General features: G+C 31.9%; 21 protein-coding genes and 1 pseudogene. 3 read left to right on the top strand and 19 right to left on the bottom strand.

What is annotated here, in order from left to right; genetic code table 11:
* Nucleotides 1-87 precede the first annotated feature (87 nt).
* From BD847_RS05580 to BD847_RS05540, 9 genes are all read right to left on the bottom strand, one after another.
* The gene (locus BD847_RS05580; protein WP_115887249.1) at nt 88-585 is read right to left on the bottom strand and encodes a hypothetical protein; all 498 of its coding nucleotides are present in this window, start codon (nt 583-585) and stop codon (nt 88-90) included.
* A gap of 186 nt (nt 586-771) precedes the next feature.
* Nucleotides 772-2,604: a BamA/TamA family outer membrane protein gene (locus BD847_RS05575; protein WP_115887248.1), complete on the bottom strand. Its 1,833-nt coding sequence runs from the start codon at nt 2,602-2,604 to the stop codon at nt 772-774.
* An 85-nt stretch (nt 2,605-2,689) separates the two neighbouring features.
* Nucleotides 2,690-3,790, bottom strand: a complete 1,101-nt coding sequence (locus tag BD847_RS05570) for an AI-2E family transporter (protein WP_115887247.1) — start codon at nt 3,788-3,790, stop codon at nt 2,690-2,692.
* A gap of 113 nt (nt 3,791-3,903) precedes the next feature.
* The gene (locus BD847_RS05565; RefSeq protein ID WP_115887246.1) at nt 3,904-4,434 is read right to left on the bottom strand and encodes a mechanosensitive ion channel family protein; all 531 of its coding nucleotides are present in this window, start codon (nt 4,432-4,434) and stop codon (nt 3,904-3,906) included.
* Between the two features lie 11 nt (nt 4,435-4,445).
* Nucleotides 4,446-5,030, bottom strand: a complete 585-nt coding sequence (locus BD847_RS05560; RefSeq protein ID WP_115887245.1) for a Maf-like protein — start codon at nt 5,028-5,030, stop codon at nt 4,446-4,448.
* The gene (locus BD847_RS05555; protein ID WP_115887244.1) at nt 5,023-5,949 is read right to left on the bottom strand and encodes a geranylgeranylglycerol-phosphate geranylgeranyltransferase; all 927 of its coding nucleotides are present in this window, start codon (nt 5,947-5,949) and stop codon (nt 5,023-5,025) included. The genes BD847_RS05560 and BD847_RS05555 overlap by 8 nt, the downstream gene beginning before the upstream one ends.
* A gap of 96 nt (nt 5,950-6,045) precedes the next feature.
* Complete coding sequence (locus BD847_RS05550; RefSeq protein WP_115887243.1) at nt 6,046-6,573, bottom strand: KdsC family phosphatase; 528 nt, start codon at nt 6,571-6,573, stop codon at nt 6,046-6,048.
* Nucleotides 6,557-7,318 carry a Rossmann-like and DUF2520 domain-containing protein gene (locus BD847_RS05545; protein ID WP_115887242.1) on the bottom strand — a complete coding sequence of 254 codons (762 nt, stop codon included), beginning with the start codon at nt 7,316-7,318 and terminating at the stop codon, nt 6,557-6,559. The genes BD847_RS05550 and BD847_RS05545 overlap by 17 nt, the downstream gene beginning before the upstream one ends.
* A gap of 158 nt (nt 7,319-7,476) precedes the next feature.
* A complete protein-coding gene (locus BD847_RS05540; RefSeq protein WP_115887241.1) occupies nt 7,477-9,156 on the bottom strand; it encodes a glycoside hydrolase family 28 protein in 1,680 nt (559 codons plus the stop codon).
* A 304-nt stretch (nt 9,157-9,460) separates the two neighbouring features.
* Between BD847_RS05540 and ccsA the strand changes: the two genes are divergently transcribed.
* Complete coding sequence (ccsA, locus tag BD847_RS05535) at nt 9,461-12,691, top strand: cytochrome c biogenesis protein CcsA (RefSeq protein WP_115887240.1); 3,231 nt, start codon at nt 9,461-9,463, stop codon at nt 12,689-12,691.
* Nucleotides 12,692-12,778: 87 nt separating this feature from the next.
* Here the strand turns inward: ccsA and BD847_RS05530 are convergent, their stop codons facing one another.
* The 4 genes from BD847_RS05530 to BD847_RS05515 all read right to left on the bottom strand — a co-directional run bounded on the left by BD847_RS05530 (nt 12,779) and on the right by BD847_RS05515 (nt 15,325).
* A complete protein-coding gene (locus BD847_RS05530) occupies nt 12,779-13,513 on the bottom strand; it encodes a DUF3667 domain-containing protein (RefSeq protein WP_115887239.1) in 735 nt (244 codons plus the stop codon).
* Nucleotides 13,514-13,529: 16 nt separating this feature from the next.
* Nucleotides 13,530-13,916 (bottom strand): DoxX family protein, encoded by a 387-nt coding sequence (locus BD847_RS05525; protein WP_115887238.1) that lies wholly within the window; start codon nt 13,914-13,916, stop codon nt 13,530-13,532.
* A gap of 90 nt (nt 13,917-14,006) precedes the next feature.
* Nucleotides 14,007-14,795: an anti-sigma factor gene (locus tag BD847_RS05520; RefSeq protein WP_115887237.1), complete on the bottom strand. Its 789-nt coding sequence runs from the start codon at nt 14,793-14,795 to the stop codon at nt 14,007-14,009.
* Nucleotides 14,795-15,325 carry an RNA polymerase sigma factor gene (locus BD847_RS05515; RefSeq protein ID WP_115887236.1) on the bottom strand — a complete coding sequence of 177 codons (531 nt, stop codon included), beginning with the start codon at nt 15,323-15,325 and terminating at the stop codon, nt 14,795-14,797. Before BD847_RS05515 ends, BD847_RS05520 begins: the two co-directional genes overlap by 1 nt.
* Before the next feature lie 850 nt (nt 15,326-16,175).
* Here BD847_RS05515 and BD847_RS05510 point away from each other — a divergent pair.
* Entirely contained in the window at nt 16,176-16,757 is a 582-nt protein-coding gene (locus BD847_RS05510) for a glutathione peroxidase (RefSeq protein ID WP_115887235.1), read from the top strand.
* Between the two features lie 100 nt (nt 16,758-16,857).
* On the opposite strand, the gene pip is transcribed toward BD847_RS05510, so the two are convergent.
* Together pip and BD847_RS05500 are read right to left on the bottom strand one after the other, a co-directional pair.
* Nucleotides 16,858-17,778 carry a prolyl aminopeptidase gene (pip, locus tag BD847_RS05505; RefSeq protein ID WP_115887234.1) on the bottom strand — a complete coding sequence of 307 codons (921 nt, stop codon included), beginning with the start codon at nt 17,776-17,778 and terminating at the stop codon, nt 16,858-16,860.
* Between the two features lie 305 nt (nt 17,779-18,083).
* Entirely contained in the window at nt 18,084-20,249 is a 2,166-nt protein-coding gene (locus BD847_RS05500) for an endonuclease MutS2 (protein ID WP_115887233.1), read from the bottom strand.
* A gap of 110 nt (nt 20,250-20,359) precedes the next feature.
* Here BD847_RS05500 and BD847_RS05495 point away from each other — a divergent pair, with 110 nt between their 5' ends.
* Entirely contained in the window at nt 20,360-21,031 is a 672-nt protein-coding gene (locus tag BD847_RS05495; RefSeq protein ID WP_115887232.1) for a uracil-DNA glycosylase, read from the top strand.
* 169 nt (nt 21,032-21,200) lie between these two features.
* On the opposite strand, the gene BD847_RS05490 is transcribed toward BD847_RS05495, so the two are convergent.
* The 4 genes and pseudogenes from BD847_RS05490 to porX all read right to left on the bottom strand — a co-directional run bounded on the left by BD847_RS05490 (nt 21,201) and on the right by porX (nt 25,030).
* A complete protein-coding gene (locus BD847_RS05490) occupies nt 21,201-21,587 on the bottom strand; it encodes a DUF4258 domain-containing protein (protein ID WP_115887231.1) in 387 nt (128 codons plus the stop codon).
* A gap of 36 nt (nt 21,588-21,623) precedes the next feature.
* Entirely contained in the window at nt 21,624-22,823 is a 1,200-nt protein-coding gene (locus BD847_RS05485; protein ID WP_115887230.1) for an alanine dehydrogenase, read from the bottom strand.
* 177 nt (nt 22,824-23,000) lie between these two features.
* On the bottom strand, nt 23,001-23,408 hold the full coding sequence (gene tsaE / locus BD847_RS05480) for a tRNA (adenosine(37)-N6)-threonylcarbamoyltransferase complex ATPase subunit type 1 TsaE (protein ID WP_115887368.1): 408 nt from the start codon (nt 23,406-23,408) through the stop codon (nt 23,001-23,003).
* Between the two features lie 69 nt (nt 23,409-23,477).
* Nucleotides 23,478-25,030 (bottom strand): annotated as a pseudogene (gene porX, locus BD847_RS05475) (T9SS response regulator signal transducer PorX).
* Between the last annotated feature and the right edge of the window lie 200 nt (nt 25,031-25,230).

Genomic DNA, 25,230 nt, shown 5'->3' with positions numbered 1-25,230 from the left:
AATTTGTAGAATTACTATGCATGCATAAAAAAAAGAGTATCAAATTTTTGATACTCTTTTGTGTTGATAATTAAATATTTAGCAATATTATCTTCTGCCGTGGTGATGGTCATCATGATCATCGTGGTCGTGTTTTCCATGATGTTTTTTATCATAATGTTTGTAGTCTCTGTGATCATGACGGTCATTGTAACCATAAACCGGTCTAGGTTTGTAAGGTCTTTGCGGTGCACCGTGATATCCTTTATAATATTTCACTCTGTGACGATCAAAATAAGTATAAGGAGTTCTTCCGTGGTAATCTGTCAAAACTACTTTATAACCACCATACAAATCGTAGTTTCTGTATTGTCTTGGCAAATACGTTGTTCTAACCCATCTTCCTCCTCCGAAATAAATAAACTGAGATGCTCGTACATCATAATAAGCTTCAATATCCGGAAGATAATAGTATTCCATTTCTGCGTATCCTGCAGGTCCCCAAGCTGGTGGAGTTCCAATATTAACATTAATTGATACTTGAGCTTGTGTGGCGTTTGCAACCAATAGAAATAATCCGACGATTGCTATTTTTATTGTTTTCATTTTTTCTAAATTTTTTAATGTTATTCTTGTCTAGTAATATCCATATACTGTGCCAAAAATAAAAACAATATGTATTTCGTCGGATAAAATATGCATTTTAACGAGTTGTTCTCGGCTTGGTTTATATCTAAGGTTTTGGTTATGAAAGGTTTTGAGTGTTTTTTCTGTTTTAAAAAAAAATAAAAATTATTTGTAATCGACAACCCTTGGTTTCGCAAGTTCAAAACTCTGTAGACCAAAATCGGTTGTTTCGAAGGTATTTGTTTTGAAAACATTATCTCCTTGATAAGGTATTGTTGGATAATAAGACAATGACAATTGAAATGAACTGAAAACCAAATAATCATTACTGACAATTACACCCAATGTAAATTTTGAATAAGGTTTACTTCTTAACATTGCATTATCAGGACTTCCCAATACAGCAACAGAATAATTAAAAAATGGATTTAGACGAAAACCCAAAACAGCATGTGGCGAATAAGTTTGGGTTTGCAAAGATAAAACCATTTTACTCGTGCCATATACCGCCGCGTTAAAACCGGCAAGACCATTTTGATCGTTAATATTTAATTGATCACCTATAATATCTTCGCGGTTACTACCAAGAACAATTCTAGGGTTCACAAACTGTCTTAATCTCCAGGTTCCTATATTGTAAAGTTTTGTAAAATAATTGGTTTCCATCAAAAACGCGGTTTGATACGTTTTCGATTGATGAAAAAAGGTTCCAGCCTCAAAATTCATACTTAAAAAACCGAGTCTGTAATAGTTCCCAAAAGAAAACTGAGCTCCTGCATATGGCCGCCACATTTGATTTTTATACTGATATCCAAATGTGAGTCCATAGATTCGGCCTATGGGAACATCTTCGGTTTGACCATTTCTAAAAATATAACTGTCTTTTATGAATTTTCTTCTGTTTAGTCCAATTCCGGTAAGAATTAATTTTTCATCGGAATAAAAATGCGTCGGATCGTATACATCAGAAGGAGATTCTGAATAATCGACGTTTAAAAATCGGGCAGTAGTGACCAAATTGGTTATTCCGTTATCACTATCTTCATGAACTTTGGTGGCTTTTCCTCCCCAAAAATCCTGGAAATTGTATTTAAAAGGCTGAAACGCAAATGTCATATCAGGTGCTTGCAACGTATCTTTTCTAAAACTTTGGCCCACATAAACACCTCCTGCCCATTGTGTAAGTGGAGAATAAAACAAACGCTCTACATTAATTGATTTTAGATAATTATTATCCAAATCCATTTTGTAGTAAAGTGTTGTTCCAATATAAGTATTCTTTATGTTTGGTACAGTATAAGTAACTTCGTTGCCATTTCGACCATCATCAAAACGATTGGTATAACGGTATTCTAATTGTTGCCCCGAACCAAAAAAATCTTTCTCTTTAAAGCCGATAGACATTTGGTTACTTGAAATTGAAAACTTTGGAATTGTACTCCAAGAATCTAAAACCCGAATGGTAACATCAACAGAATCTGAAGCTTGACCCGCTAGCTGCTTTGTTATTCGAACTGCTGTCACATATTTTTGCGCACGAATTAAACGTTCCGATTCCTGAACTTTATAATTATCGTAAGTGGAATTTCGTTTAAACAGAAGCAAATTGTAAATCGCAATTTTCTTTGTTTTAAGATGTAATCTATTACCAGTGCGTTCTCCCCAGTTTCTTGGCATTTGAGTTGTATCGGCAACAGAATGGCCAAATGGATCTAAAGTCACAATATTTATATGACGGATTATTTTTCCATTATAATTGGCTGTATCTGTTTGAATCAAAAGTTCTTCTTTTTTTCTTGGCTTTTTCGCTTTAAAAAGAAGCTTATGAAGGGTTTGTGTAAATTTATTCTTTTTTGAATAATTCCGAATTCGATTATAGACTTCGGTAGTGTCTTTTCTTTCGGTTTTTTTGTTTTTTATCGAATCTGTTTGAGAATGAATACTTTGAAGGCAAAAGCATAGCAAGATAAAAACTACTATTTTTCTATTTAAAAGCATCCAGATTTTTTTTGACTTTAGGTTTGTTGATTATTATATGAATATAAGCTAAATAACGCGAATATCTTCAAAAACAGGCTTTTTTTTAACTTTCAGTTTTGACTCTTCTTACTCGCCATGTAAACTTTCGCGGAACATGATTTCCCATCAAATAACCCCAAGCTTCCATGGATTCTATGCGGTCAAAAATAATTTTTAGCATTGCCAAAAGCGGAATTGCCAAAAACATTCCTGAAACTCCGGCGGCAGCACCACCAACAATAATTCCCATAATAGAAACAAAGGCATTGATTTCGACTTTAGAATTAATTATTAAAGGAACTAATAAATTATTATCAATTAATTGAACAATAACATTAACGATCAGAATTCCAAGAATTATTGAGGTTTCACCTGATCCTGTTAGTGAAGCAAGAACGGTAATAATTCCCGCAATTAATATTCCGATGTAAGGAATTAGATTTAGAATTCCCGTTATTAGTCCCAATAAAATAAAGTATTTTATACCTATTATCCAAAGTCCTAAACTTGTTAAAACGGCAACTGTAGTCATTTCTATAAGAAGACCAACAATGTAATTGTTTATCGAAACTTTGATTTGAGACAGTATATCCTTTAATGCCGCATGATTTTCTTTATTAATCAGTTTGGCTAGAAACAGAATAAAATGGTCTTTATAAATTAAAAACAGAAAAGTATAAATTGGAATAATGGTACAGTCAACAAGAAGATCTGTAATCGAAATTAATGCTGAACCAATTGTGGCATTTCCATTTTTTACAGAATCTTTAGTAACATTATCCAGATACTTTTTTTGTTCTCCTATACTGATATTAAAATTTTCTTTAATGAATCTGTGAAGATCCGAAATAAAGGCATTTGCATTTTTTTTAATAGTTTCAAAATCATTTGCCATATCTGTGACTTCATAGGATATGAACACTAATATTCCGATTATAAAAGCAGCGAAAAGCAAAACACAAATAATTGCGGCAAGATGTCGCGGAAACTTCAGTTTGGTATTAAAAAAAGTAAAGACTGGTAATAATAAAACTGCAAACAAAAACGCCATCAGTACTGGCGTTATTACATCTTTGGCGATGCAAAAAATATAGGCAAAAGAAATTAAGCTAATTAATACGCAAGCAAGCTTTGCATAAAAAGGTAATTTTACTGAATGAATCATTTTTTTTGGAGTATTAAATAAACTTAAAATTGGTGTAAACAAATATTAAACTTTATAAGTGTAAGTTCGTTTTACCTTTTTGTATTTAGTTTATAAAATTTCCATTAACATTTTTAATCAAAAAACTCCTTTTCCTCGTATTGAACTGGCATTATTGAGATTCCTTTTTGAAGCAGAAGGTTATTTGGGAAAATAATTCGTTCGCCGTCTTTCGTTTTTAGGTTAACATGAAAAGCGCTAATATCTTCTATTTCAGCTTCAATAGGAAAATCTTTATCATGAATTTTTATCGTGTCTCCAATCTTAAATGGAAATGAAAAAAAAAGAATCATCCCTGAAGTGATATTACTAAGTATAGACCATTGAGCAAACATTGCCACGCCAATTACTGTTGCAATTGAAGAAACTGTTATGAAAATATCTTTAGTTTCAACTCCCCAAATTACAATTAAACTTATTGTAACCAAAATATTCATCAGCAAATGAATGTACTTTATCACCAAATTTGTACGATGTTCCAACAACTGACTGCTGCTGGCATAACGCCTAATCAATTTAGCTATAATAACTCTCAATGCCAGTAAAGCAAAAAGAAGAACTATTGTAGCAATGATTTCCTGACTATATTCTTTAAAAGAAAACATAAAATAATTTTTTACACTAATGTACTCAAATATTCGTAAACTTTAGCCGTTGGAAGCCCCATTACATTGGTATAAGAACCTTCAACTTTTGCAACTGCCATAAAACCAAACCATTCCTGAATGCCATAAGCTCCGGCTTTATCATACGGTTTGTAGTTCTCTATATAATATAAAATTGCTTCATCTGACAAGTCATTAAATGTCACTTTTGTAACATCATGCAATAGAGTAGAAGAAGTATTTGTTTTAAAACAAACTGATGTGATTACATCGTGAGTTGTATTTGACAAGGATTTGATCATTTCAAAAGCTTCTGTGGCATTTTTTGGTTTTCCTAAAGCTTTATTTTTGTGCCATACGATAGTATCGCTGGTTACTAAAATTTCATTTTCTTTTAATTCGCCCTCAAAAGCGCTCGCTTTCAATTCGGCTAAAAAATTAGTTATTTCGACAGCTTTTAATTCAGGCGGGTAGATTTCTTCAATTTCCTTTAAGCGAATTTCGAAATCAAGATCCAAATCTTTAAAGAATTGCTGTCTTCTAGGTGATCCTGATGCAAGAATCAAAGTGTATTTTTTAAGTTTTTCCTTAAGCATTGTACTTGATATTAAGAGTAATTACAAGAATTGATAAAATTCCGAAAAGCAAAATAAGTTTTAGAACCGTACTCAAATGATGGAATTCTTTCTGAGATTTTGCACTAAAAATTTTCACTATAAAATATAATAAAGGTGCCAAAACAAAAACAAACCCATAAATTGTAGCGATATAAAGTTTGTTTTGCATGAAATAAGTATTGATGTAAAGCAACGACAAAATAAACGGAATAATGGCAAATCCTAGTGCGATTTTTGCAGCTCTGCTAATTCCTATTGCAATTGGTAATGTATTCATTCCCTGATTGTAATCACCATTTACATCTTCAATATCTTTAACTATTTCTCTAATAAAATTAATCATAAAAGCAAATAAGGCATAATCAATTAAAATTGAAAAAAGACTAGCCATCTGCGCTTGGTTTTCAGCATCTATAGCAGGAAACAAATCAAAAACACCAATTATTATAACGCTTAATGCTAAAAGAAGCGCTACTATAAAATTGCCTAAAATCATTATTTGCTTTAAGCTCGTAGAATAAAAATAAAGCAATGACGCAATCAAAATAAAGATGGTTGCAAAACTTGGTCTCAAAATTACATTTGATAAATAAAAACCAATAGCAACCCCCGTAATATTTAACCCAATGTAAATGTTATACGCTCTTGTTTCTGAAATTCCTTTTCCAATAATAACCTTATTTGGTTTATTGATCATATCTGTTGGTATGTCAAAAATATCATTGATTACATAACCAGCCGCTGCTAATAAAACGGTACTTAAAACTAGTAATCCATATTGCCAGTCGGTCAATGCAAGTGGAATATTTTGTTGTTTTAGAAATGCATAACGAAATAAAACCTGCATGAAAGCAAGCATAAGCAAATTTTTATAGCGAACAAGTTTTAGATATTTCATTTGTTTTAAGTTACAAAGGTTTTGAGGTTCAGAGGGGCAAAGGTTATCAGCAAAAAGTGATAATTCACAATTTACAATTCATAATTCACAATTATATTAGTCGTGTTTTCCATTAAAATATTCCATCCATTTACCCTGCACTTTCATTACTTGTTCAATTACATCACGTGCAGCACCACGCCCACCTTTTACGTGCGAAATATAGCGACAGATATTTTTAATTTCCGGGCTTGCATCTTGAGGAGAGGCTGGCAGTCCAACCAATTTCATAACATGAAAATCAGGAATATCATCACCCATATACAACACATGTTCTGGATTTATATTGTTGGTACTGATATAGTCTTTAAAAGTTTGCACTTTATCCGGAGTTCCTAAATGTACATCTTTAACACCCAAATTATTTAGACGAATACGTACTCCGTCGTTGCTTCCACCAGAAATAATGCAAACATTGTAACCGCTTTCTATTGCCGCTTTCATTGCATAGCCGTCACGAATATTCATCGTGCGAAGCATTTCACCTTCATTGGTTACAAAAACCGAACTGTCTGTAAGTACGCCATCAACGTCAAAAATAAAAGTGGTGATGTCGTTCATTATTTCTTTATAACTTTTTGCCATTATTCTGTATAGATTGTGTTAGTATTTTATAAATATTCTTTTGATTTTCATTGGATAAAAGCGCCAAATGGGCTTCTATAGTACCGGAGTCATTGCGTTTAGCGGGACCTGTTTGTGCATCGATTGGTTCCAGCGCATTGATTTTTTCTGCAGTTTCCTTAATTAAAGGTTTTAATACTTTGAAAGGAACACGATGTTCATCGCAAATGTCCTTTCCGATTTGGTAAAGATGATTCGTGAAATTATTCACAAAAACGGCTGCAACATGAAGTGCTTTTCGCTGTTCCGAATCAATAGCAAAAACAGCCTTTGAAATACTCTTTGCTGTTTTTTCTAAGAGATCAAAATCGATCGTATTTTCAGCTTCCAAGCACATTGGAATTGTTGAAAAATCAACAGTTTTATTTTTAGAAAAAGTCTGAAGCGGATAAAAAACGCCTCGACGATTTTTTGAATCTAATGTATCGATAGGAGCGGCACCAGAGGTATGTACTACAAGTCGGTTTTGGAAAGGCAATTGTTGAGAAACTTCAGCAATAGCATCGTCTGACACTGCAATGATGTATAAATCAGCTCGCTTTAAATCGGCAAAAGCAGAAATAATTTTAGATGGGTCAATAATTGGAAATAAAACTTCTTTTTTTCTCGAAAAAACCTGCACAATTTCGACAGCTTCACTTTTTATGAAAGCTTTAATTAAATGTTGCGCTACATTTCCGGAACCAATTATTGATAGTCGAATCATACGACAAAATTAACATTATTTTTTTTAAAAGCGGATTGGTTTATTTTCGTTTAGATAGAATTTTAAACTTCATTTATTCTTTCCTTTTCTAAGAATTGAAAAACCCGCTCCTTAATTATTTATAAGAAAGCGGGTTTAGTTCTTTGGTTTTAATCTTTTTAGAATTTTACAGCGCCTTTTGAAACCTCTGCGCCAATTGAAATTATTTTAGAAAAATCAAAATTTACATTTTTGACAAATTCTATATTATGACTTCCTTCACCATTGATTGAAATGGCTTTTTCTGATTTTGAACTGAATTCAACATTCTTAAAAGAAATATTTTTTCCGTTATAAATTTCAAAAACGGTTGGTTTCTCGATATCCAGTTTAGCATTGGTAATTTTTATTCCGTTTGCATCGATTATTGAAAAACCATTTTCTGCTTTAGCGATCAAGTTAGAAATTTCTATGTTTTCCAGATTCATTTCAGGTAAACCTTGCAAAAATACAGCTTGATAAGCTCCTGCGATTGTCACATTTTTAATTGATATGTTTTTAAATTGAGGTGTTTCGATACTAACAGGCATTGTTTTATTTCGAACACCACCTTCCGCCAATGTTTCTGCAATAGATTTTCCGCCATAATACAAATCAAATGAAATCGCTTGAGAAGGAATATCGGTCATATAAATATCCGAAATAAAGATGTTTTCGACAATTCCACCACGTCCGCGGGTACTTTTAAAACGCAAGCCTACATCAGTTCCCATAAAAGAACAATTAGAAACATGAAGTTTTTTTACACCTCCCGACATTTCACTTCCAACCGTTACACCGCCATGACCATGGTAAACAATATTGTTTTTTACAATGATGTTTTCACACGGAACAGCACGATCACGGCCGTCTTTGTCCTTGCCGGCTTTAATGCAAATTGCGTCGTCTCCAACATCAAAACTTGAATTTTCGATTAAAACATTTTTACAGGATTCAACATCAAGTCCGTCGCCATTTTGGGAATACCAGGGATTTCGAACTGTTATATTTCGAATAATTAAATCTTCAACCATCAGTGGATGAATATTCCAAGCTGGTGAATTCTGAAAAACAGGACCGTCAAAAAGAACTCGTTTACTATTTTGAATACTAACCAACACTGGACGAAGAAAATCATGAATTTCTTCAAATTGTTCTTTAGTTTTTAAATCTGAACGTACATTTTGATCTGCATTTTTATTTCCTTTTAAATATTGTTCAGATGGATACCAACTTGTCTTTGATTCGTTAAGCACACCACCGGAAGTTATTACTTTTTTCCATTGACTTTCAGTTACTTTTTCTTTTTTAAGCATACGCCAAACCTCGCCGGAACCGTCCCAAACTCCATTTCCTGTAAAAGCAACATTCTCAAGATTCTTTCCGTAAATAGGAGAGAGGCATCTCCATGTATTTAAACCTTCAAAACTAGTTTCGATAATTGGATATAAGCTTTTATCCGTTGAAAATTTTATCAATGCGCCAGTTTGGGCGTGCAGTTCGATGTTGCTTTTCAAAATAATTGGACCTGTAAGCCAAATTCCGGGTGGAATAATTACTTTTCCTCCGCCTTTCTTTGAAAGAGCTTCTATAGCATCGGCGAAAGCCTTTGTGTTTAAAACATAACCACCGTTTACTGCTCCAAAATCTGTAATACTTACAGAATTTTTTGGAATTACAGGCTCTGGAATTTTTGTCATTTTGAACTCAATACCTTTATAAGAATCATTTGATTTTGAATTTTGGGCAAGAGTTCGGTTTGCTACGCTGGAAATAATTAGCGAGAACAAAGCGATAAAGTTGATTGTTATGGATTTCATTTAAATTAGTTTTAATAGGCTTGGTTGGTGGTTAATGGTATATTTAAAACGTTAGTGGCTGCTTAATAATGACAATGATAATAAATATTTTAAAAATGTAATCGATTACACAAATCTATAAAAAATTATTGAAATCCAAAGAAATTATCAAAGAGTTTGATTTTGTAGTAATAGACTTATTTGTAAATTCTCTTTTTCTAAAAAAGCGCTCCATTTTTTAGTTTTTATTAACAACTGACAAATATTGGAACTCAACATTTTTAAGTACTTTTGTGGCACTTTTATACAATGTAATTCCTCAAAAATGGATAAAAAAATATTCTCTTTTTTGTTTTCTACACGCTTAATGGCCGTTCTTTTTTTAACATTTGCAATCGCAATGGGTATTGGAACTTTTATCGAAAGTAAATACAATACAGATACAGCTAGAATTTTAATTTACAATACTTGGTGGTTTGAGGCTATAATGGCCATTTTTATGATTAATTTCTTCGGGAATATCAAGCGTTACCAATTACTTAAAAAAGAAAAGTGGGCAACTTTTTTACTTCATATTGCCTTTGTGTTTATTATTTTAGGAGCTTTTATTACACGTTACATCAGTTATGAAGGAATGATGCCAATTCGTGAAGGTGCTGCAGAGAATCAAATTTACTCAGATAAAACTTTTATAACCGTCTTTGCTGATGGTGAGTATAAAGGTGAAATGAAACGTAGAGTTTTTGATAAAAGCCTTTTGCTGTCTCCGGTTACTAATAATGATTTTACCCTTTCAGGAAAGTTCGACGAAACTCCTTTTGAAGTAAGTTATGTAAACTACATCATGGGAGCTAAAGAAACAATAAAACCTGACCCAAAAGGAACACTTTATTTAAAATTAGTTGAAGCTGGTGCCGGCGGACGTGAAGAACACTTTTTAAAAGAAGGTGAAGTTCAAAATATCCATAATGTATTGTTTGCATTAAATAAACAAACTGACGGAGCAATTAATATTAATACTACAGGAGACACATACACGATTCAAACGCCATTTGAAGGAGAATTTATGAGAATGGCTGATAAATTGAAAGGTACAGTTTCTAAAGATAAAGTAGAGCCTTTAATGATGCGTTCACTTTACAGCATTGGAGATATTAGAATTGTTTTCCCTGATCCACCGGTAAAAGGAATTGTAGATTATGAATCAAACAATGATTTTAAAGCAAAATCACATTCAGATGCTTTAATTGTAAAAGTAAAAGCAGATGGTCAGGAAAAAGAAGTTCGTCTTTTAGGTTCTAAAGGAAGTGTAGGCGAGCCGCAAACAGTGAAAATTGGTAAAATTGAATATAGCTTATTCTTTGGAAGTAAAGCATATATTCTGCCTTTTAAAGTTCGTTTGAATGATTTTATTGCTACAAAATATCCAGGAACAGAGAAGAGTTATTCTGCTTTTGAAAGTAAAGTAACAGTTTTGGATTCTACAGAAACTTTTGACGCGGACATCTACATGAATCACGTTTTAGATCACAAAGGATATCGTTTTTTCCAGTCTTCATTTGATCCGGATGAGAAAGGAACAGTATTATCAGTTAATCATGATTTCTGGGGAACTTCAATTACTTACTTAGGTTATTTCATGTTGTTCTTCGGCTTAATGGCCATTATGTTTACCAAACATTCTCGTTTCGCTGATCTGAAACGTAAGTTAGATAATGTGAAAAAGAAGAAAGAAAAACTAATTACTATTTTAGTTTTGATGTTTAGTTTAAGTGGTTTTGCTCAAACTACTGAACCACATGTTCACACACCAGGTCATGTACACGAGCATGAACACAAAACTGCAGATCCTAATGATCATGCAAATCATGTAACAGCAGCGCCAAGTCAGAAACAAATAGATTCTTTATTGACTATTTATAAAGCTCCGGAATCTCATGCTGCAAAATTTGGCCGCTTGATTATTCAGGATGCGGGCGGAAGAATGAAGCCTGTTAATACGTTCTCTTCTGAATTACTTCGTAAAGTAAGTCAAAGCGACACATACAACGGAATGAATTCTGATCAAGTATTCTTGTCTATCACACAATATGCACAGGTTTGGATTCAGGTTCCGCTTATTCATTTAAGAGCAGGAAACGACAGCATTCGTAAAATTATTGGAGTTGATAAAGATGCTAAACGAGCTCCGTTTGTTCAATTTTTTGATGCACAAGGTAACTACAAACTTTCTCCTTATTTAGATGCTGCTTACAAAGCTGCTAATCCAAACCAGTTTGAGAAGGATTTTATCGAAACAGATAAGAAAGTAAACTTAATGGAATCTGCTTTAAGCGGAAGTATTTTGAAAATATTTCCTGTGCCAAATGATCCAAATCACAAATGGGTTTCTTATTTAGAGCGTGATAATAATGGCTTTAAAGGAATGGATTCTACTTACGTAAAACAAATCCTGCCGTTATATTTTAGTGCTTTAAATAATGCTTCTATTTCAAAAAACTGGGATACAGCCGATCAATTGGTAGAAAGTATAAATGGTTTCCAAAAGAAATTTGGTGCTAAAGTTCGTCCAAGCGAACAAAAGATTGATGCCGAGATTGCGTATAATAAATATGATGTTTTTAAAGTATTACCATATTGGTATATAACTGTATCAATTCTGATGCTGATTTTTACCATTTTAAATATCTTTTTTGAGAAAAAATGGCTTCGCATTACTATAAATGCTTTCCATATTATAGTTGGGCTTTTGTTTGCTCTTCATACTTTAGGATTAATTGCAAGATGGTATATTTCAGGACACGCACCGTGGAGTAATGCTTATGAATCGATTGTTTATGTGGCTTGGGCAACAATGTTCTTCGGTTTGGCTTTTGATAGGAAATCTAAATTAACTGTCGCTTCATCAGCTTTCGTAACGGCAATGATTTTAATGGCAGCTTACATGAACTGGATAGATCCGGAAATTGCAAACTTACAGCCAGTTCTTAATTCATATTGGTTGATGATTCACGTTGCAGTTATCGTGGCAAGTTACGGACCATTTGCACTCGGAATGATTTTAGGTTTTGTGGCTTTGGTACTTATTTTCTTTACCAATGAAAAGAATAAAGCAAAAATGGAATTGAATATTAAGGAAGTTACATACATTAACGAAATGGCATTGACTATTGGTTTAATCATGTTAACGATTGGAAACTTTTTAGGAGGTCAATGGGCAAACGAAAGCTGGGGACGCTACTGGGGATGGGATCCAAAAGAAACCTGGGCTTTAATCTCTATCATGGTCTATGCTTTTATTATTCACGCTCGTTTTGTTCCTGCATTAAGAGGAAAATGGTTTTTCAATTTAATGAGTATGTTTGGCTTTATTTCGATTTTGTTCACGTATTATGGGGTAAACTTCCATTTAGTTGGTTTACACTCGTACGCAAGTGGAGAAGCACATTCACTAAGTTGGATTTATTATTCAATGGGAACAATAGCGATAATTGGGGCTTTGACTTATCCGAAATATCATAAATACTATAAAAGCAAAAAAGTAAAGAAGAAATAATTTATACAGGTAAATAATTATTAATTCAGACAAAAAAGAGGTTCAGTTTTTACTGAACCTCTTTTTTTATATTATAGATTGAACTTTCTACGAAGATAGTTTTCCTGTTATTGCAAGTATTATTGCTGTAATTATTAGAAAACAAATCAAAAAAATCAAATGACTTAGAATGCTCATGAAAAAAGCTTTTGTTTTTGATATTTTATTGAAAAACTGAATGTTTGTCCAAAAAATCAAAATAAGACCAATTGCGTACGTAAACGCTGAAAACTTTTGAATTTCTGCACTTCCGTTTAAATAAAATAGGATAGGAAATGTCAGAATCTGGACAAAAAGTCTTTGCGACGCTTTAAAAGTATTTAAAACAAAATACTCGAAAAAATTATAACCTTGTTTCCTAAATACAACATAGGTTCCAATTGTATATATTGGAATTGTAGCGATTGTAACCCAAGAAAAATGTGTTGCCATCCATTCATTAAATTCATTATAATCTAAAGTTTTTTCTGTTCGAAGGGGAAAAGTATTGATGTTGAAATAATGATAAAGCACACCATAAAGTGTTGCCAAAACAACTACCAATGATAGTGGTTTGAAGTGTCTTACACGTTTCCCTTCGATAAATTCACGTATTGAATGTCCTGGTCTTGTAAATAATTGTTTTAGCGAATAAGTAATTCCTTTGTCAAAATGCAATAAACCGTGCTGGATATCATGCCATAAAAAGTGAGCATTAATTTTATGAGTTGCTGAAGGCTGTCCGCAATTACTACAATAATGCCCTGTGAAAACGTGATGGCAATTTTTACAGATAATTTCCATGAGATTTTGTATTGTTTTAATTAGATTTTATTCTTTTATATCCATTTGGATACATGATAGCTAATACTACTACAATCAATAAAAAGTTATATTCAACGCCGTTTCTTCCGCCACCCACAACAAACCAACCTTCTTGATAATGAACCAGAATAATTCCCATCAATAATACAAAAATGGTTACAAAACCGGCTAGTTTAACATATTTATTAAGCAGAAAAAGAATAGCTGTAACAACATGAGATAGTTTGATACTCCAGGCCAGAAAAACGCCAAAAGGAGCAAAACCAATTTGATTGAGGTATAAATTTCCGAAATCATTAATACCATTATTAAACATTCCGAAAATAGAATGGGTGAGGAGAATAATTGAAACCGCAATTCTTAGAAGTAAATTTCCGTTCATTTTAGTTGTTTGACTATTAGTAAACTAAAAATAATAAAAAAGCGCATATTAAAACTAATATGCGCTTCCTGTTTTTAAAGAAAATAATTTTTATACTTTTCCTAATGTGTACAATTGAGTCATTGTTGGTGTTAAACTTCCTCCAGCAGGCTCAAGCGTAATCCCGAATGCTTCCGCTTCGTTTGTACGGTCAACTGCAAATATTTTTTGAGAGTTTCCTTCAAAATCGCTAAGTAAACCAATACTCGTTGGCGTCAACACCGGACTTAATTTTAATGCCCAAACCTGATAAACCATTCCTTTTGGTGGTTTTGGTAAACCTGCAGCATCAATATAAGTCGTTTTGGTGTCTTTGTTCCAATACACTTTTGCAAAAGATGTTGGTGAAACCGCTTGACCGCCTAATGTTACACCAGTATTTTTGATATCTCTAACAATAGTTAAATTTTTCTCTGTTTCTTTATTTTGCTGATCTAAGAAAGCATAATCTCTTTGAATTTTGTTTTTCTCAGTACCAACAGTAGCAATTGCTTCTTTAGTTTTTGTTAATTCTAAGGTTTGGTAACCTAGACCAAGAAGCAATAATACTGCAGCAGCCCAGCCAACATACTGGCTCCAGACAGAAGTTGGTTTCATTTCAACTACTTTGCCATGTTTAAGTTCAAGACGAGCCTTGATTTTTTCGAAATTGGCAACAGAGTGGAAAGGAGAGAAGCTCGATGACAAGGCAACAATTGCCTTTTCTATCGAAATTATTTCCTGATCAACTTCTGGATTTTTCTTCGCCAATTCAGCAATTTCAAGATTTTCTTTTTCGCTTAGTAAGCCATAAACATAAAGTTCTAAAATCCCTGATTCTATATATTCTTGTGCTTCCATTATATTTTTAGATAATTTCTTAAATCGTTAATACAGTTTCTGTTTTGCGTTTTGATAGTTCCCAATGGCATTGCCAATTCTTCTGAAGCTTCTTGTTGGGTATATCCTTTAAAAAATAATAAATTAATGATTTCAATACATTTAGGCTTGAGTTTTTTTACAAACTCCTGAATTCCAATGGTATCAATTTTATTCGTTAACTTATTACTGTCATCTAACAGATTTACGAAATTATCGGTAGAAAGGTTTTTTTGGCTATTATTAAAATTTTTAGACCTCAAAGTATCAATCGATGTATTCCTTGCAATATTAAGAATCCAAGTATAAAACCGGCCCTTACTCTCGTTGTATGAATCGATGTTTTTCCAAATTTTCACAAAAACTTCCTGTAAAACGTCTTCGGCCTCTTCGCGGTTTTTTATCAACATACTAATAACTGAAAACAGACTTTTCGAGTACATATCGTACAAGTGGGTAAATGCCTTTTCGTCTTTCTTATAAATTAAAACTAGCAATTCTTCTTGACTCATAGATTAATATTTTAAAGTTTAAACAAAATTTTAGTAGATCTGTATTTTATCATTGTGTTAAAGATAATTTATTTTTTTATGAAAAAAATATTTTTTTTAGCACCTCTAAAGCCAGTAAATATTGGGTTTTGAAAAAATTTTGCATTTTTTCTACTTTTTTTAAAACCAAAAACAAACCAATTACGTATATGAATTTAAAAGACAAAATAAATTAAACTGATAACAGTAAAAGTAGACGAATGACATTTAAAATTAACAATTGTTTAAGTGTTGAAATAGGGATTTAGGACCGTAATAATGTAGAAGTAGTTAAATATTGCTATAAAAAGCATCATTAAAAAAATAAAAAATATGTCTAAACTTAAAATTTTGATCGTTGGTTTAACCACAATTTTTACGCTAATGAAATTTAGCAAAGATGGTTTTTGCAATGAATTTGTATTAAGTAATTCTTCGAAAATTCCAGTCAGTTCAAAATATAATTTATAGACATCATAATATTTAAGATAATAGTTGGTGTCCTCAGACTTCCAATTAAAAATTTTTAGTCCGAATTTAATTTGCTTGATTTTACGCCCATAAAAAAATCAAATCAACGCCAGAAAATATATTATGATATAGCATTTAAATTCTAAAAATATTTTTACTATAAACTGAGGCATCAACTATATTTAAAGACATTGCTTAAAGCAGAAAAATAAATTCATGGTTTGATTTGTTTGTATGGGGGGAAGCCTAACGTCTGATTAACGTTAGGCTTCATTTTTTTAACGAATCTTTAATACAAAATAAAAGATGCAAAACCTTTTTCGAGAATCAGATTTTAACTAATTTTATAAAAAATTGAACAATGAATAAAATAGCATTTTTAGTTTGCAGCGCTTTGTTTATGATGGCCTCTCAGGTTCACGCTCAAACGAGTAATAAACCAAAAACGGAGAAAGTTATGTCAAAAGGAACCATTTACCAGTTTAAAGTCGAAGATCTATCAGGAAACACTTTTGATTTTGCTTCTTTAAAAGGAAAGAAAATAATGATTGTAAATACAGCTTCAAAATGTGGTTTAACTCCACAATACAAAGATCTTGAAGCAGTTTACAAAGAGTATAAAGACAAAGGTTTTGTAATTGTGGGCTTTCCGGCAAATAATTTTGCATCTCAAGAGCCTGGAACAAATAAAGAAATTCAAACATTCTGCCAGCAAAACTACGGTGTAACTTTTCCTATGATGGACAAAGTTTCTGTAAAAGGGGATGATATGTGCGAGGTGTATAAGTTTTTAACTCAAAAATCTAAAAACGGATTGCAGGATTCTGAAGTTGAATGGAATTTTCAAAAATACTTAATCAATGAAAAAGGAGAATTGGTTAAAGTAATTAAACCAAAAACATTGGTAACAGAACCTGAAGTTATAAATTGGATTAAAAGCTAGTTTAAATTTTAGAAAAAAAAAATCCACAAAATTGATATTTTCAGTTTTGTGGATTTTTTTTTGATGGTAATCTTGATAATATTTTAGAATAAAATATTTACTATGATTGTAGTAAAACTTCGAATATCCTTCGCTCAATCTCGGGTTCAGAGTCCGAGTGACCAGCATCTTCAATATACAAAACGGAATTATTTAGATTCTCATGCAATAGTTCAGCGTATTCTACTGGGCAAATTGCATCGTATTTTCCATGAATAATAGTTGTCGGAATAGTATCTAAAACTTCACAGTTTTTAAGTATATAGTCATTTTCCAGAAAACAGTTATTACTTAAAAAATATGCTTCCATTATGGCCATTGCCTGAAAGGGAAATTGATTAATAATCGTATCAATTTCGTTCTCTAATATTCCTTTTTTGAATATTGATATCTCGTAGAAAACCCATTCATAACAATATAATTCTTTGTTTTGTGGTGTTCCGTTTAGCATCTGATCTAGATAATATTCGGGAATTGTCAACGTTGAATTTTCAGGAACCAGGTTTTTAAATCTTTTCCATTCTTTCGGAAATTCTTTTTCAACGCCACCATCTAAATAATGATTAATTGATCTTTTGTCTCCAAGAAAAATTCCGCGTAGCAATAAACTTTTGACTTTTTCAGGATATTGAATCGCAAATACTAAACTTAAAGTTGTTCCCCATGATCCTCCAAAAATGGTAACTTTAGGAATCTCTAAATAATCTAAAAGATAAACAATATCATTAACAAGTTCCTGAGTTGAATTTTCTGCAATACAACCAAACGGTTTACTTTTTGAAGCACCTCTTTGATCGAAGAAAATCACTTTGTGTTTTTCAAAATCAAAGAAACGTTTATCGCTTTCAGAAAAACCAGCGCCAGGACCACCATGTACAAATAAATAGGGTTCTCCATTTTCATTACCACAAACCTCATAATAAATGGAATGAATTTTACTTACATTCAGATATCCACTTTTTGTTTTTATTGATGAATTCAATTTTTCAAAATTTTAATTATTAGCAATAAAGAAATATCTAAATGGACTTTGTTTTGAATTTTATAAACATTAATTTGATTTATAAAAACAAAATTATTAATAGTTTAAAATGATGATTTTTAAAATCTATTAAATTTGATATTTTCATAGATAAACACAATCAAAAACAGCTTTCATAAAGTGTTTTTAAGAGGCTTTTTAAAAAACTACATCTTCTTTATTCAATTTTTAAAAATCGACTATAAAATCGCCTTATTTTAATTTTCTGCTTAAAATTGATATTTTTTTTAAATTTTAAAAGAATATTATTTTTTAACAGCTTCAACTAATTCTAGTTCATCTAAACTTACTTTTGAAGTAAAAATTCCATAGTTTACAGTTGCTTTATTTTTTTCTATCGAATCAATGCTTCCAACAGATCGACCATCGAGCATTCTAACTCTGTCACCAACTTTTAAAATTGGTTTTGGTTTTTCTATAACCGGTTTAAGTTTCTTTTCTTTTTTCTCTTTCCGAATTTCTTCAACTTTAACATTAACTTCCGCAATAACTTCTTTCTTCTTTTCAATTATTGCTTTAGTTTCTTTTGGAGTAGCTTTTTTACGTTTCGAATTTTCAATTTCAACAATTTTCAAAAATTCACCAATCAGTTCTTTCTTATTTTTATTGTTGAAATACTTCTCAGAAATATCTTCAATTTTTTGACCAATGTAAATTGTCTTCTGATTGCTATCATATAATTCCTGATAACTTTCCAGTTTTTGCTTGATTTTTACATTGATGTTTTCCATCTTTTTGCTTTCCTCGCGCGCTCTGGTTTCTTCTTCTTTTAAGTTTAAAGAAGTCTTTTCAAGCTTTGAACGCTCTTTTTGAAGTGTTGCAATCGTTTTATCAAATCGAACTTTCCCAACTTCAATTTTCTTTTTTGCGCGGTTAATCAAACCAAACGGAATACCATTTTTCTGAGCAACTTCAAAAGTAAATGAGCTTCCGGCCTGACCTAAAGCCAGTTTATACATAGGCTCAAGTGATTTTTCGTCGAACATCATATTGGCATTTGTAGCAAAAGGAAGTTCGTTTGCAAGAATCTTTAAATTAGAATAATGCGTTGTAATAATTCCGAATGCTTCACGGTGGTAAAACTCTTCCAAGAAAATTTCTGCCAAAGCACCTCCCAATTCCGGATCAGAACCTGTACCAAATTCATCAATCAGAAACATGGTTTTCTTGTTACATTTTTTTAAGAAATAATTCATGTTTTTCAATCGATAACTATACGTACTAAGATGATTTTCAATTGATTGATTATCGCCAATGTCGGTTAGAATTCGATCAAATAAGAACGTTTCACTTCTTTCATGTACGGGAATTAAAATTCCTGATTGTAACATTAATTGCAGTAAACCAACTGTTTTTAAGGAAATTGTTTTTCCTCCGGCATTTGGCCCTGAAATTACTATAATTCTATTTTCCTGCTTTAATTCGATAGTTTGTGGATGCGTAACTTCCTTCTTTTCTTTATTATTTAGGTATAAAATCGGATGATAAGCTTCTCTGAAAAACAACCTTCTTTCTTCTGTAATAGTTGGTAAAATCCCGTTGATTCGGTTGGCATATTTTGCTTTTCCGGCTACGACATCTATATCACTTAAAAAGTCCTGATATTCTATCAATAATGGTAAGAAAGGACGAATTACATTAGACAAATTCTTTAGAATTCTTGTAATTTCTTCCTTTTCTTCATACTCTAAATTGGCTAATTCTCTTGAATATTTTAAAGTAGCTTCAGGTTCAATATAAGCAATGCTTCCAGTTTTAGAACTTCCTAAAATTGAACCTTTTACTTTTCGACGATACATTGCCAAAACCGCTAAAACTCTACGATTTTGAACAAAACTTTCTTTGATATCATCTAAATAGCCTAAACTGTTATATTGCGTTAAAGCAACACCAAAACTTTGGTTTACTTTGCCACGAACCAAATTCATATTCTGACGAATACTGGCTAATGCCGGCGAAGCATTGTCTTTGATTTCGCCATATTTGTCAACGATTGCATCAATTGCTGTTATAATATCTTTCGTCAGTTCAACTCTCGAAGCTCTTGCATTTAAATTTGGATAATAATCATCGAACTTCTTAAGGAAATTCAATAAAACATTTGTGGTCGCAGAAAGATTGGCAATTTTCCTGAAACTTCCTACTTCAAGAAAACTATCTTCAATTGCCAAAAACTTAATTTCGTGTGTTATGGCGTCAAATCCGTGATTCGGAATCGCGTTGTTATTCTGAAAAGAAGATACATACTCTGATGTCTGCATTAAAGACTGCATCAAAGTTTCCTTATCTCTGAAAGGTGTTATTTGTAAAGCTTTTTCTTTTCCAATGTCTGTATTACAGCCTGCAGAAATAGTTTCGAGCACCGTTGGAAATTGTAAATCTTGTAATGTTTTTTCTGTAATAGATATCATTATATATCGTAAGTTGTAAAGATTTCAAAGTTACAAAGTTTTAAAACTAAATAGCACTAATAATTGGCAGTTTGAATAAAACTTTGCGTAATTTGTAATAAAATTTTAAAATGAAAATTAATTTATCCTCAGATTGGCAAGCAGTTTTAAAAGATGAAATTCAAAAACCATACTTCACTGAATTAATGGAGGCTTTGGATATCGAATATAAAACGCACACTTGTTATCCGCCGACTGAGTTAATTTTTTCTGCATTTAATAATTGCAGTTTTAAGGATTTAAAGGTTGTTATTATTGGTCAGGATCCTTATCATGGAGAAGGCGAGGCCAATGGTTTAAGTTTTTCAGTAAATAATGATGTTAAAATTCCACCTTCTTTGCGCAATATTTTCAGAGAAATAAATACCGATTTTGATTCGATTTTTATGCCAACATCAGGGAATCTTGAAAAATGGGCGCAACAGGGTGTTTTGCTTTTAAACGCATCATTGACTGTTAGAAAAGACAGTCCAAATAGTCATAAACATTTAAAATGGAATCTTTTTACAGATGCTGTTATTCAAGCTATTTCTGATCAGAAAGAAAATGTTGTTTTTCTTTTATGGGGAAGTTTTGCTCAAAAAAAAGGATCAAAAATTGATCGTTCAAAACATTATATTCTAGAATCAGGACATCCATCACCAATGAGTGCTAATCAAGGGAAATGGTTTGGAAACAAACATTTTAGTCAGACAAATGATTTTCTGAAATCGAAAGGAATTAAAGAAATTGATTGGTTGTAAAACACCAATTACACCAATTTACACGAATTTTTAGCAATTTTGTCATTTCGAGGTACGAGAAATTACACTAGAAATTTCATAGACAATATCTTCAATCTTTGTCGAATTTCACGTGTGATTTCTCATACCTCGAAATGACAAAAATCTTAATTAATTTTGATTCAGCAGACTATTTATCTGCAGGTTTCTTAATAATTTCCTCTAAGACAGCTTTCTTTTCGTAATTCACTACTTTTAAAATAATCTCTTGATTTTTTACTGTTTTCCCTTCAATTATGTATAATTTTCCGTTTTTAAACGGAACATTACTTTGGTCAAAGTCAACATCACCATGAGTCAAAGTACTTTTAATATCAGCCGTGTCTATCCATTTTTCATTTAAAACCTGAATGGCTTTATCAGAATACTGAAAAGGTTTCGTTCTAAGATTGTTTAAAACTCTTGCGTTCGGAAAATAGTTACAGCGAGTGTCTTTACCACTAAATACAAGGGCTACAAAAAAACAACCCATCACTAAACCAATCAAATAATATGCAAAACGGTGTACGAACTTCATGAAATAAAATTTTTGCAAAGGTACATTAAAGTTCCTTTAAAATACAAGTAAATTAATATCGTTGTCCGGCAAATCAAACCAGTCTCCAATTGCTTTATTTGTAAGGATTCCGTGGTATAAATAAATACCATTTTTAAGACCTTTGTTGCAACGAATTGCACTCTCCAAACCACCATCTTCAGCTATCTGATGCAAATAAGGAGTCAAGATGTTACTTATTGATAATGAAGCAGTTTTAGAATATCTTGAAGGAATATTTGGTACACAATAGTGCAAAACATTGTTTTTGATAAAAGTTGGTTTTTCGTGTGTTGTTACTTCTGAACTTTCGAAACATCCGCCCGTATCAATACTGACATCAACAATCACCGCACCTTTTTTCATATGTTCAACCATTGTTTCGGTAACAACAATTGGACAGCGTTCTTTTCCGCGCATGGCACCAATTGCCACGTCACAACGCCTTAAAGCTTTTAAAAGACCTTTTTGTTGAATAGTAGAAGTAAAGATTCGCTGATTTAGATTATTCTGTAAACGACGTAGTTTTGTAATAGAATTATCAAAAACTTTTACATTTGCCCCAAGCCCAATTGCGGTTTTTGCAGCAAATTCACCTACAGTTCCGGCTCCTAAAATAACAACTTCAGTAGGAGGGACGCCCGTAATATTTCCGAATAAAAGTCCTTTTCCGAATTCATCTGTAATCATTAATTCGGCAGCAATTAAGATGGAAGCAGTTCCGGCGATTTCACTTAAAGATTTTACAGCCGGATAAGATCCGTCTTCATCTTTTATGTATTCAAAGGCAAGCGCAGTGATTTTCTTTTGTGCTAAAGCCTCAAAATATTCTTTCTTTTTGGTTTTTAACTGAATAGCAGAAATGATAACCGTTTCAGGATTTATCATTTTAATTTCAGCTAACGTTGGTGGTTCTACCTTTAATAAAAATGGACAACCAAAAACTTTTTTTGTGTCTTTTGTAATTTCTGCACCAGCGTCCGCATACTCTTTATCTGAATAACTAGAACTTTCTCCCGCACCAGATTCAATCATAACGCGATGACCTTCATAAGTTAAAGAATTTACAGCATCTGGAGTTAAGCAAATACGACGTTCCTGATAACTTGTTTCTTTAGGAATTCCTATAAAAAGTTCTCTTTTAAAACGGCCAACCTCAAGCTTTTCTTCTTGTGGCAGTAATTGTTGTTTAGTAAATGGAGTTAACGTGATTGACATGGGTTATGCAAAAAATTAAAGGTACAAATTACGCAAAAAGATTTACAATTAGTGCAAAAATTCTGCTAATACTATAACGACAATGTTAAGATATTTTTTGAAGATTTTGTGTAAATTTTACTGCAAACCTAATTAGTACCGCAAGCTAAAGGTTTTGGCAAAATCTTCTCATAGCTTTTATACTAATTTTAGCTCTCTTTTTCCGTCAGCCAGTAATTCAATTGTAATGTTTGACGTCTCTTCTGGAAGTAAATTTGCAATTTTTTCAGACCATTCGATAAAACACCAATTTCCGGAATACAGATAATCATCCACACCCATATCAAGTGCTTCGGTTTCTTTATTTAATCGATAAAAATCAAAATGATAAACAGTTTGATTATCAGAAGTATAATATTCATTAACTAAAGAAAAGGTTGGACTGCTAGTTGCATCCTGAACGCCTAAAGTTTTACAAAGTTGTTTTATTAAAGTAGTTTTTCCAACTCCCATTTCTCCGTTAAAAAGAATGATTTTTTTAGGATTTGAATCTAAAATCTGCTGGGCAACTTCCTGGATTTGATCTAATGAAAAAATGATATTCATTTTATTTTTATTTGTCTTTAATCTCATTCGCAGTTTCCAGAATGAGACTGAAAACTGCGAATGAAAACTTTATTTAGGGTTAAATACCAAAAACGGAATGATCATTTCTTCTAATGAAATTCCGCCATGCTGATATGTGTTTTTATAATAACTTACATAATGATTGTAGTTGTTTACGTAGGCCAGAAAAAAATCATTTTTGGCAAAAATAAACGAACTACTCATATTTATAGCTGGCAAACCAATTGTTTTAGGCTCTTTAACTACGTAAACATCTTTTTGTTCGTACGTCAAACTACGACCAGTTTTGTAGCGCAAATTTAAACTTGTATTTTTATCTCCGACAACTTTCGACGGATTTTTTACATTAATCGTTCCGTGGTCTGTTGTAAGGATTAATTTAAAACCTAATAATTGAGCTTGTTGAATAAGTTCTAAAAGAGGTGAATTTTTAAACCAACTCAAGGTTAACGAACGATAAGCTTTGTCATCAGAAGCTAATTCTTTTACAACTTCCATTTCCGTCTTTGCATGCGAAAGCATGTCAACAAAGTTGTAGACCACAGTTACCAAATCATTGCCTTTTAATGCTTTGAAATTTTCAGCTAGTTTTTTACCACTGGCTAATTGGTAATTTTAAAATAATCTTCCTTAATATTAAGACCTAGACGTTTTAGCTGAGCCGATAAAAATTCCGCTTCATACAAATTTTTCCCTCCGTCTTCTACATCGTTTTTCCAATATTCAGGATGTTTTTTTTCCATATCCAAAGGCAGTAAGCCAGAGAAAATAGCATTTCTTGCATATTGTGTTGCAGTTGGTAGAATTGAAAAATAGGGAACTTCTTTTTCTAATTTATAATAATTAGAGATTACAGTTTCAAAAGATTTCCATTGATCGTAACGCAAATTATCAATTACAACAAATAGAATTGGCTTGTCTTTCTTTTTGATTTCCGGAACAACTAATTCTTTAAATAAATCATGAGATTGGATTGGTTTATCAGCTTTTGGAGCAAACCAGTCTTCATAATTTCGTTCAATATATTTTCCGAATTGAGAATTGGCTTCGACTTTCTGCGATTCAAGAATTTCAATCATCGCCTGATCGTTGATATCTTCCAGTTTCATTTCCCAAAAAAGTAGCTTTTTGTACAATTCAACCCAGTCTTCATAAGAATTCACCATGGCTAATTCCATAGAAATTTTTCTGAATTCTTTCTGATAATCCAAAGTTGTTTTTTCTGTAATCAATCGGGAATCATCGAGATTTTTCTTTAAACTCAATAAAATCTGATTCGGATTAACCGGTTTTATCAAATAATCAGCGATTTTAGAGCCAATCGCTTCTTCCATAATATATTCTTCCTCACTTTTGGTGATCATAATCATCGGAATAGCCGATTTTTTTTCTTTCATTTCAGAAAGTGTTTCCAGACCACTCATTCCTGGCATATTCTCATCCAGAAAAACTATATCAAAATTGTCTTCTTCGAATAAAGCAACAGCGTCAAGACCATTATTACAGGTTGTAACTTCGTAATTCTTTTTTTCGAGAAATAATATGTGAGGCTTTAAAAGATCGATTTCATCATCGACCCAAAGTATTTTTATCTTATCCATAAATCAATTAATAATTTTTACTGCAATTTAAAGTTATAGAACTTAAAAAGTATTAAAAATAGTATAAATTTCGCGAAAATGAAATCTAAATTCAAGATAAAATCATTTTGTTTTTTAGGTATTTACCTCAAAATCAATTGAATTTAATATCAAGATTTAAATGAAAAACTATAGTTATTTACTTATATTTGTTGACCTAA

The sequence above is a fragment of the Flavobacterium cutihirudinis genome (assembly GCF_003385895.1).
In the GTDB taxonomy this organism is placed as follows: domain Bacteria; phylum Bacteroidota; class Bacteroidia; order Flavobacteriales; family Flavobacteriaceae; genus Flavobacterium; species Flavobacterium cutihirudinis.
This window is presented reverse-complemented; position numbering and strand designations above follow the sequence as displayed.

Coding starts and splice junctions, on each gene's coding strand:
- BD847_RS05510 (WP_115887235.1), top strand. CDS start 16,176: ATGAATAAAATAGCATTTTTAGTTTGCAGCGCTTTGTTTATGATGGCC.
- BD847_RS05485 (WP_115887230.1), bottom strand. CDS start 22,823: ATGTCAATCACGTTAACTCCATTTACTAAACAACAATTACTGCCACAA.
- BD847_RS05495 (WP_115887232.1), top strand. CDS start 20,360: ATGAAAATTAATTTATCCTCAGATTGGCAAGCAGTTTTAAAAGATGAA.
- BD847_RS05520 (WP_115887237.1), bottom strand. CDS start 14,795: ATGGAAGCACAAGAATATATAGAATCAGGGATTTTAGAACTTTATGTT.
- BD847_RS05515 (WP_115887236.1), bottom strand. CDS start 15,325: ATGAGTCAAGAAGAATTGCTAGTTTTAATTTATAAGAAAGACGAAAAG.
- BD847_RS05540 (WP_115887241.1), bottom strand. CDS start 9,156: ATGAAATCCATAACAATCAACTTTATCGCTTTGTTCTCGCTAATTATT.
- BD847_RS05570 (WP_115887247.1), bottom strand. CDS start 3,790: ATGATTCATTCAGTAAAATTACCTTTTTATGCAAAGCTTGCTTGCGTA.
- BD847_RS05530 (WP_115887239.1), bottom strand. CDS start 13,513: ATGGAAATTATCTGTAAAAATTGCCATCACGTTTTCACAGGGCATTAT.
- BD847_RS05545 (WP_115887242.1), bottom strand. CDS start 7,318: ATGATTCGACTATCAATAATTGGTTCCGGAAATGTAGCGCAACATTTA.
- BD847_RS05580 (WP_115887249.1), bottom strand. CDS start 585: ATGAAAACAATAAAAATAGCAATCGTCGGATTATTTCTATTGGTTGCA.
- BD847_RS05550 (WP_115887243.1), bottom strand. CDS start 6,573: ATGGCAAAAAGTTATAAAGAAATAATGAACGACATCACCACTTTTATT.
- BD847_RS05560 (WP_115887245.1), bottom strand. CDS start 5,030: ATGCTTAAGGAAAAACTTAAAAAATACACTTTGATTCTTGCATCAGGA.
- BD847_RS05565 (WP_115887246.1), bottom strand. CDS start 4,434: ATGTTTTCTTTTAAAGAATATAGTCAGGAAATCATTGCTACAATAGTT.
- BD847_RS05555 (WP_115887244.1), bottom strand. CDS start 5,949: ATGAAATATCTAAAACTTGTTCGCTATAAAAATTTGCTTATGCTTGCT.
- BD847_RS05525 (WP_115887238.1), bottom strand. CDS start 13,916: ATGAACGGAAATTTACTTCTAAGAATTGCGGTTTCAATTATTCTCCTC.
- tsaE (WP_115887368.1), bottom strand. CDS start 23,408: ATGAATATCATTTTTTCATTAGATCAAATCCAGGAAGTTGCCCAGCAG.
- ccsA (WP_115887240.1), top strand. CDS start 9,461: ATGGATAAAAAAATATTCTCTTTTTTGTTTTCTACACGCTTAATGGCC.
- BD847_RS05500 (WP_115887233.1), bottom strand. CDS start 20,249: ATGATATCTATTACAGAAAAAACATTACAAGATTTACAATTTCCAACG.
- BD847_RS05575 (WP_115887248.1), bottom strand. CDS start 2,604: ATGCTTTTAAATAGAAAAATAGTAGTTTTTATCTTGCTATGCTTTTGC.
- BD847_RS05490 (WP_115887231.1), bottom strand. CDS start 21,587: ATGAAGTTCGTACACCGTTTTGCATATTATTTGATTGGTTTAGTGATG.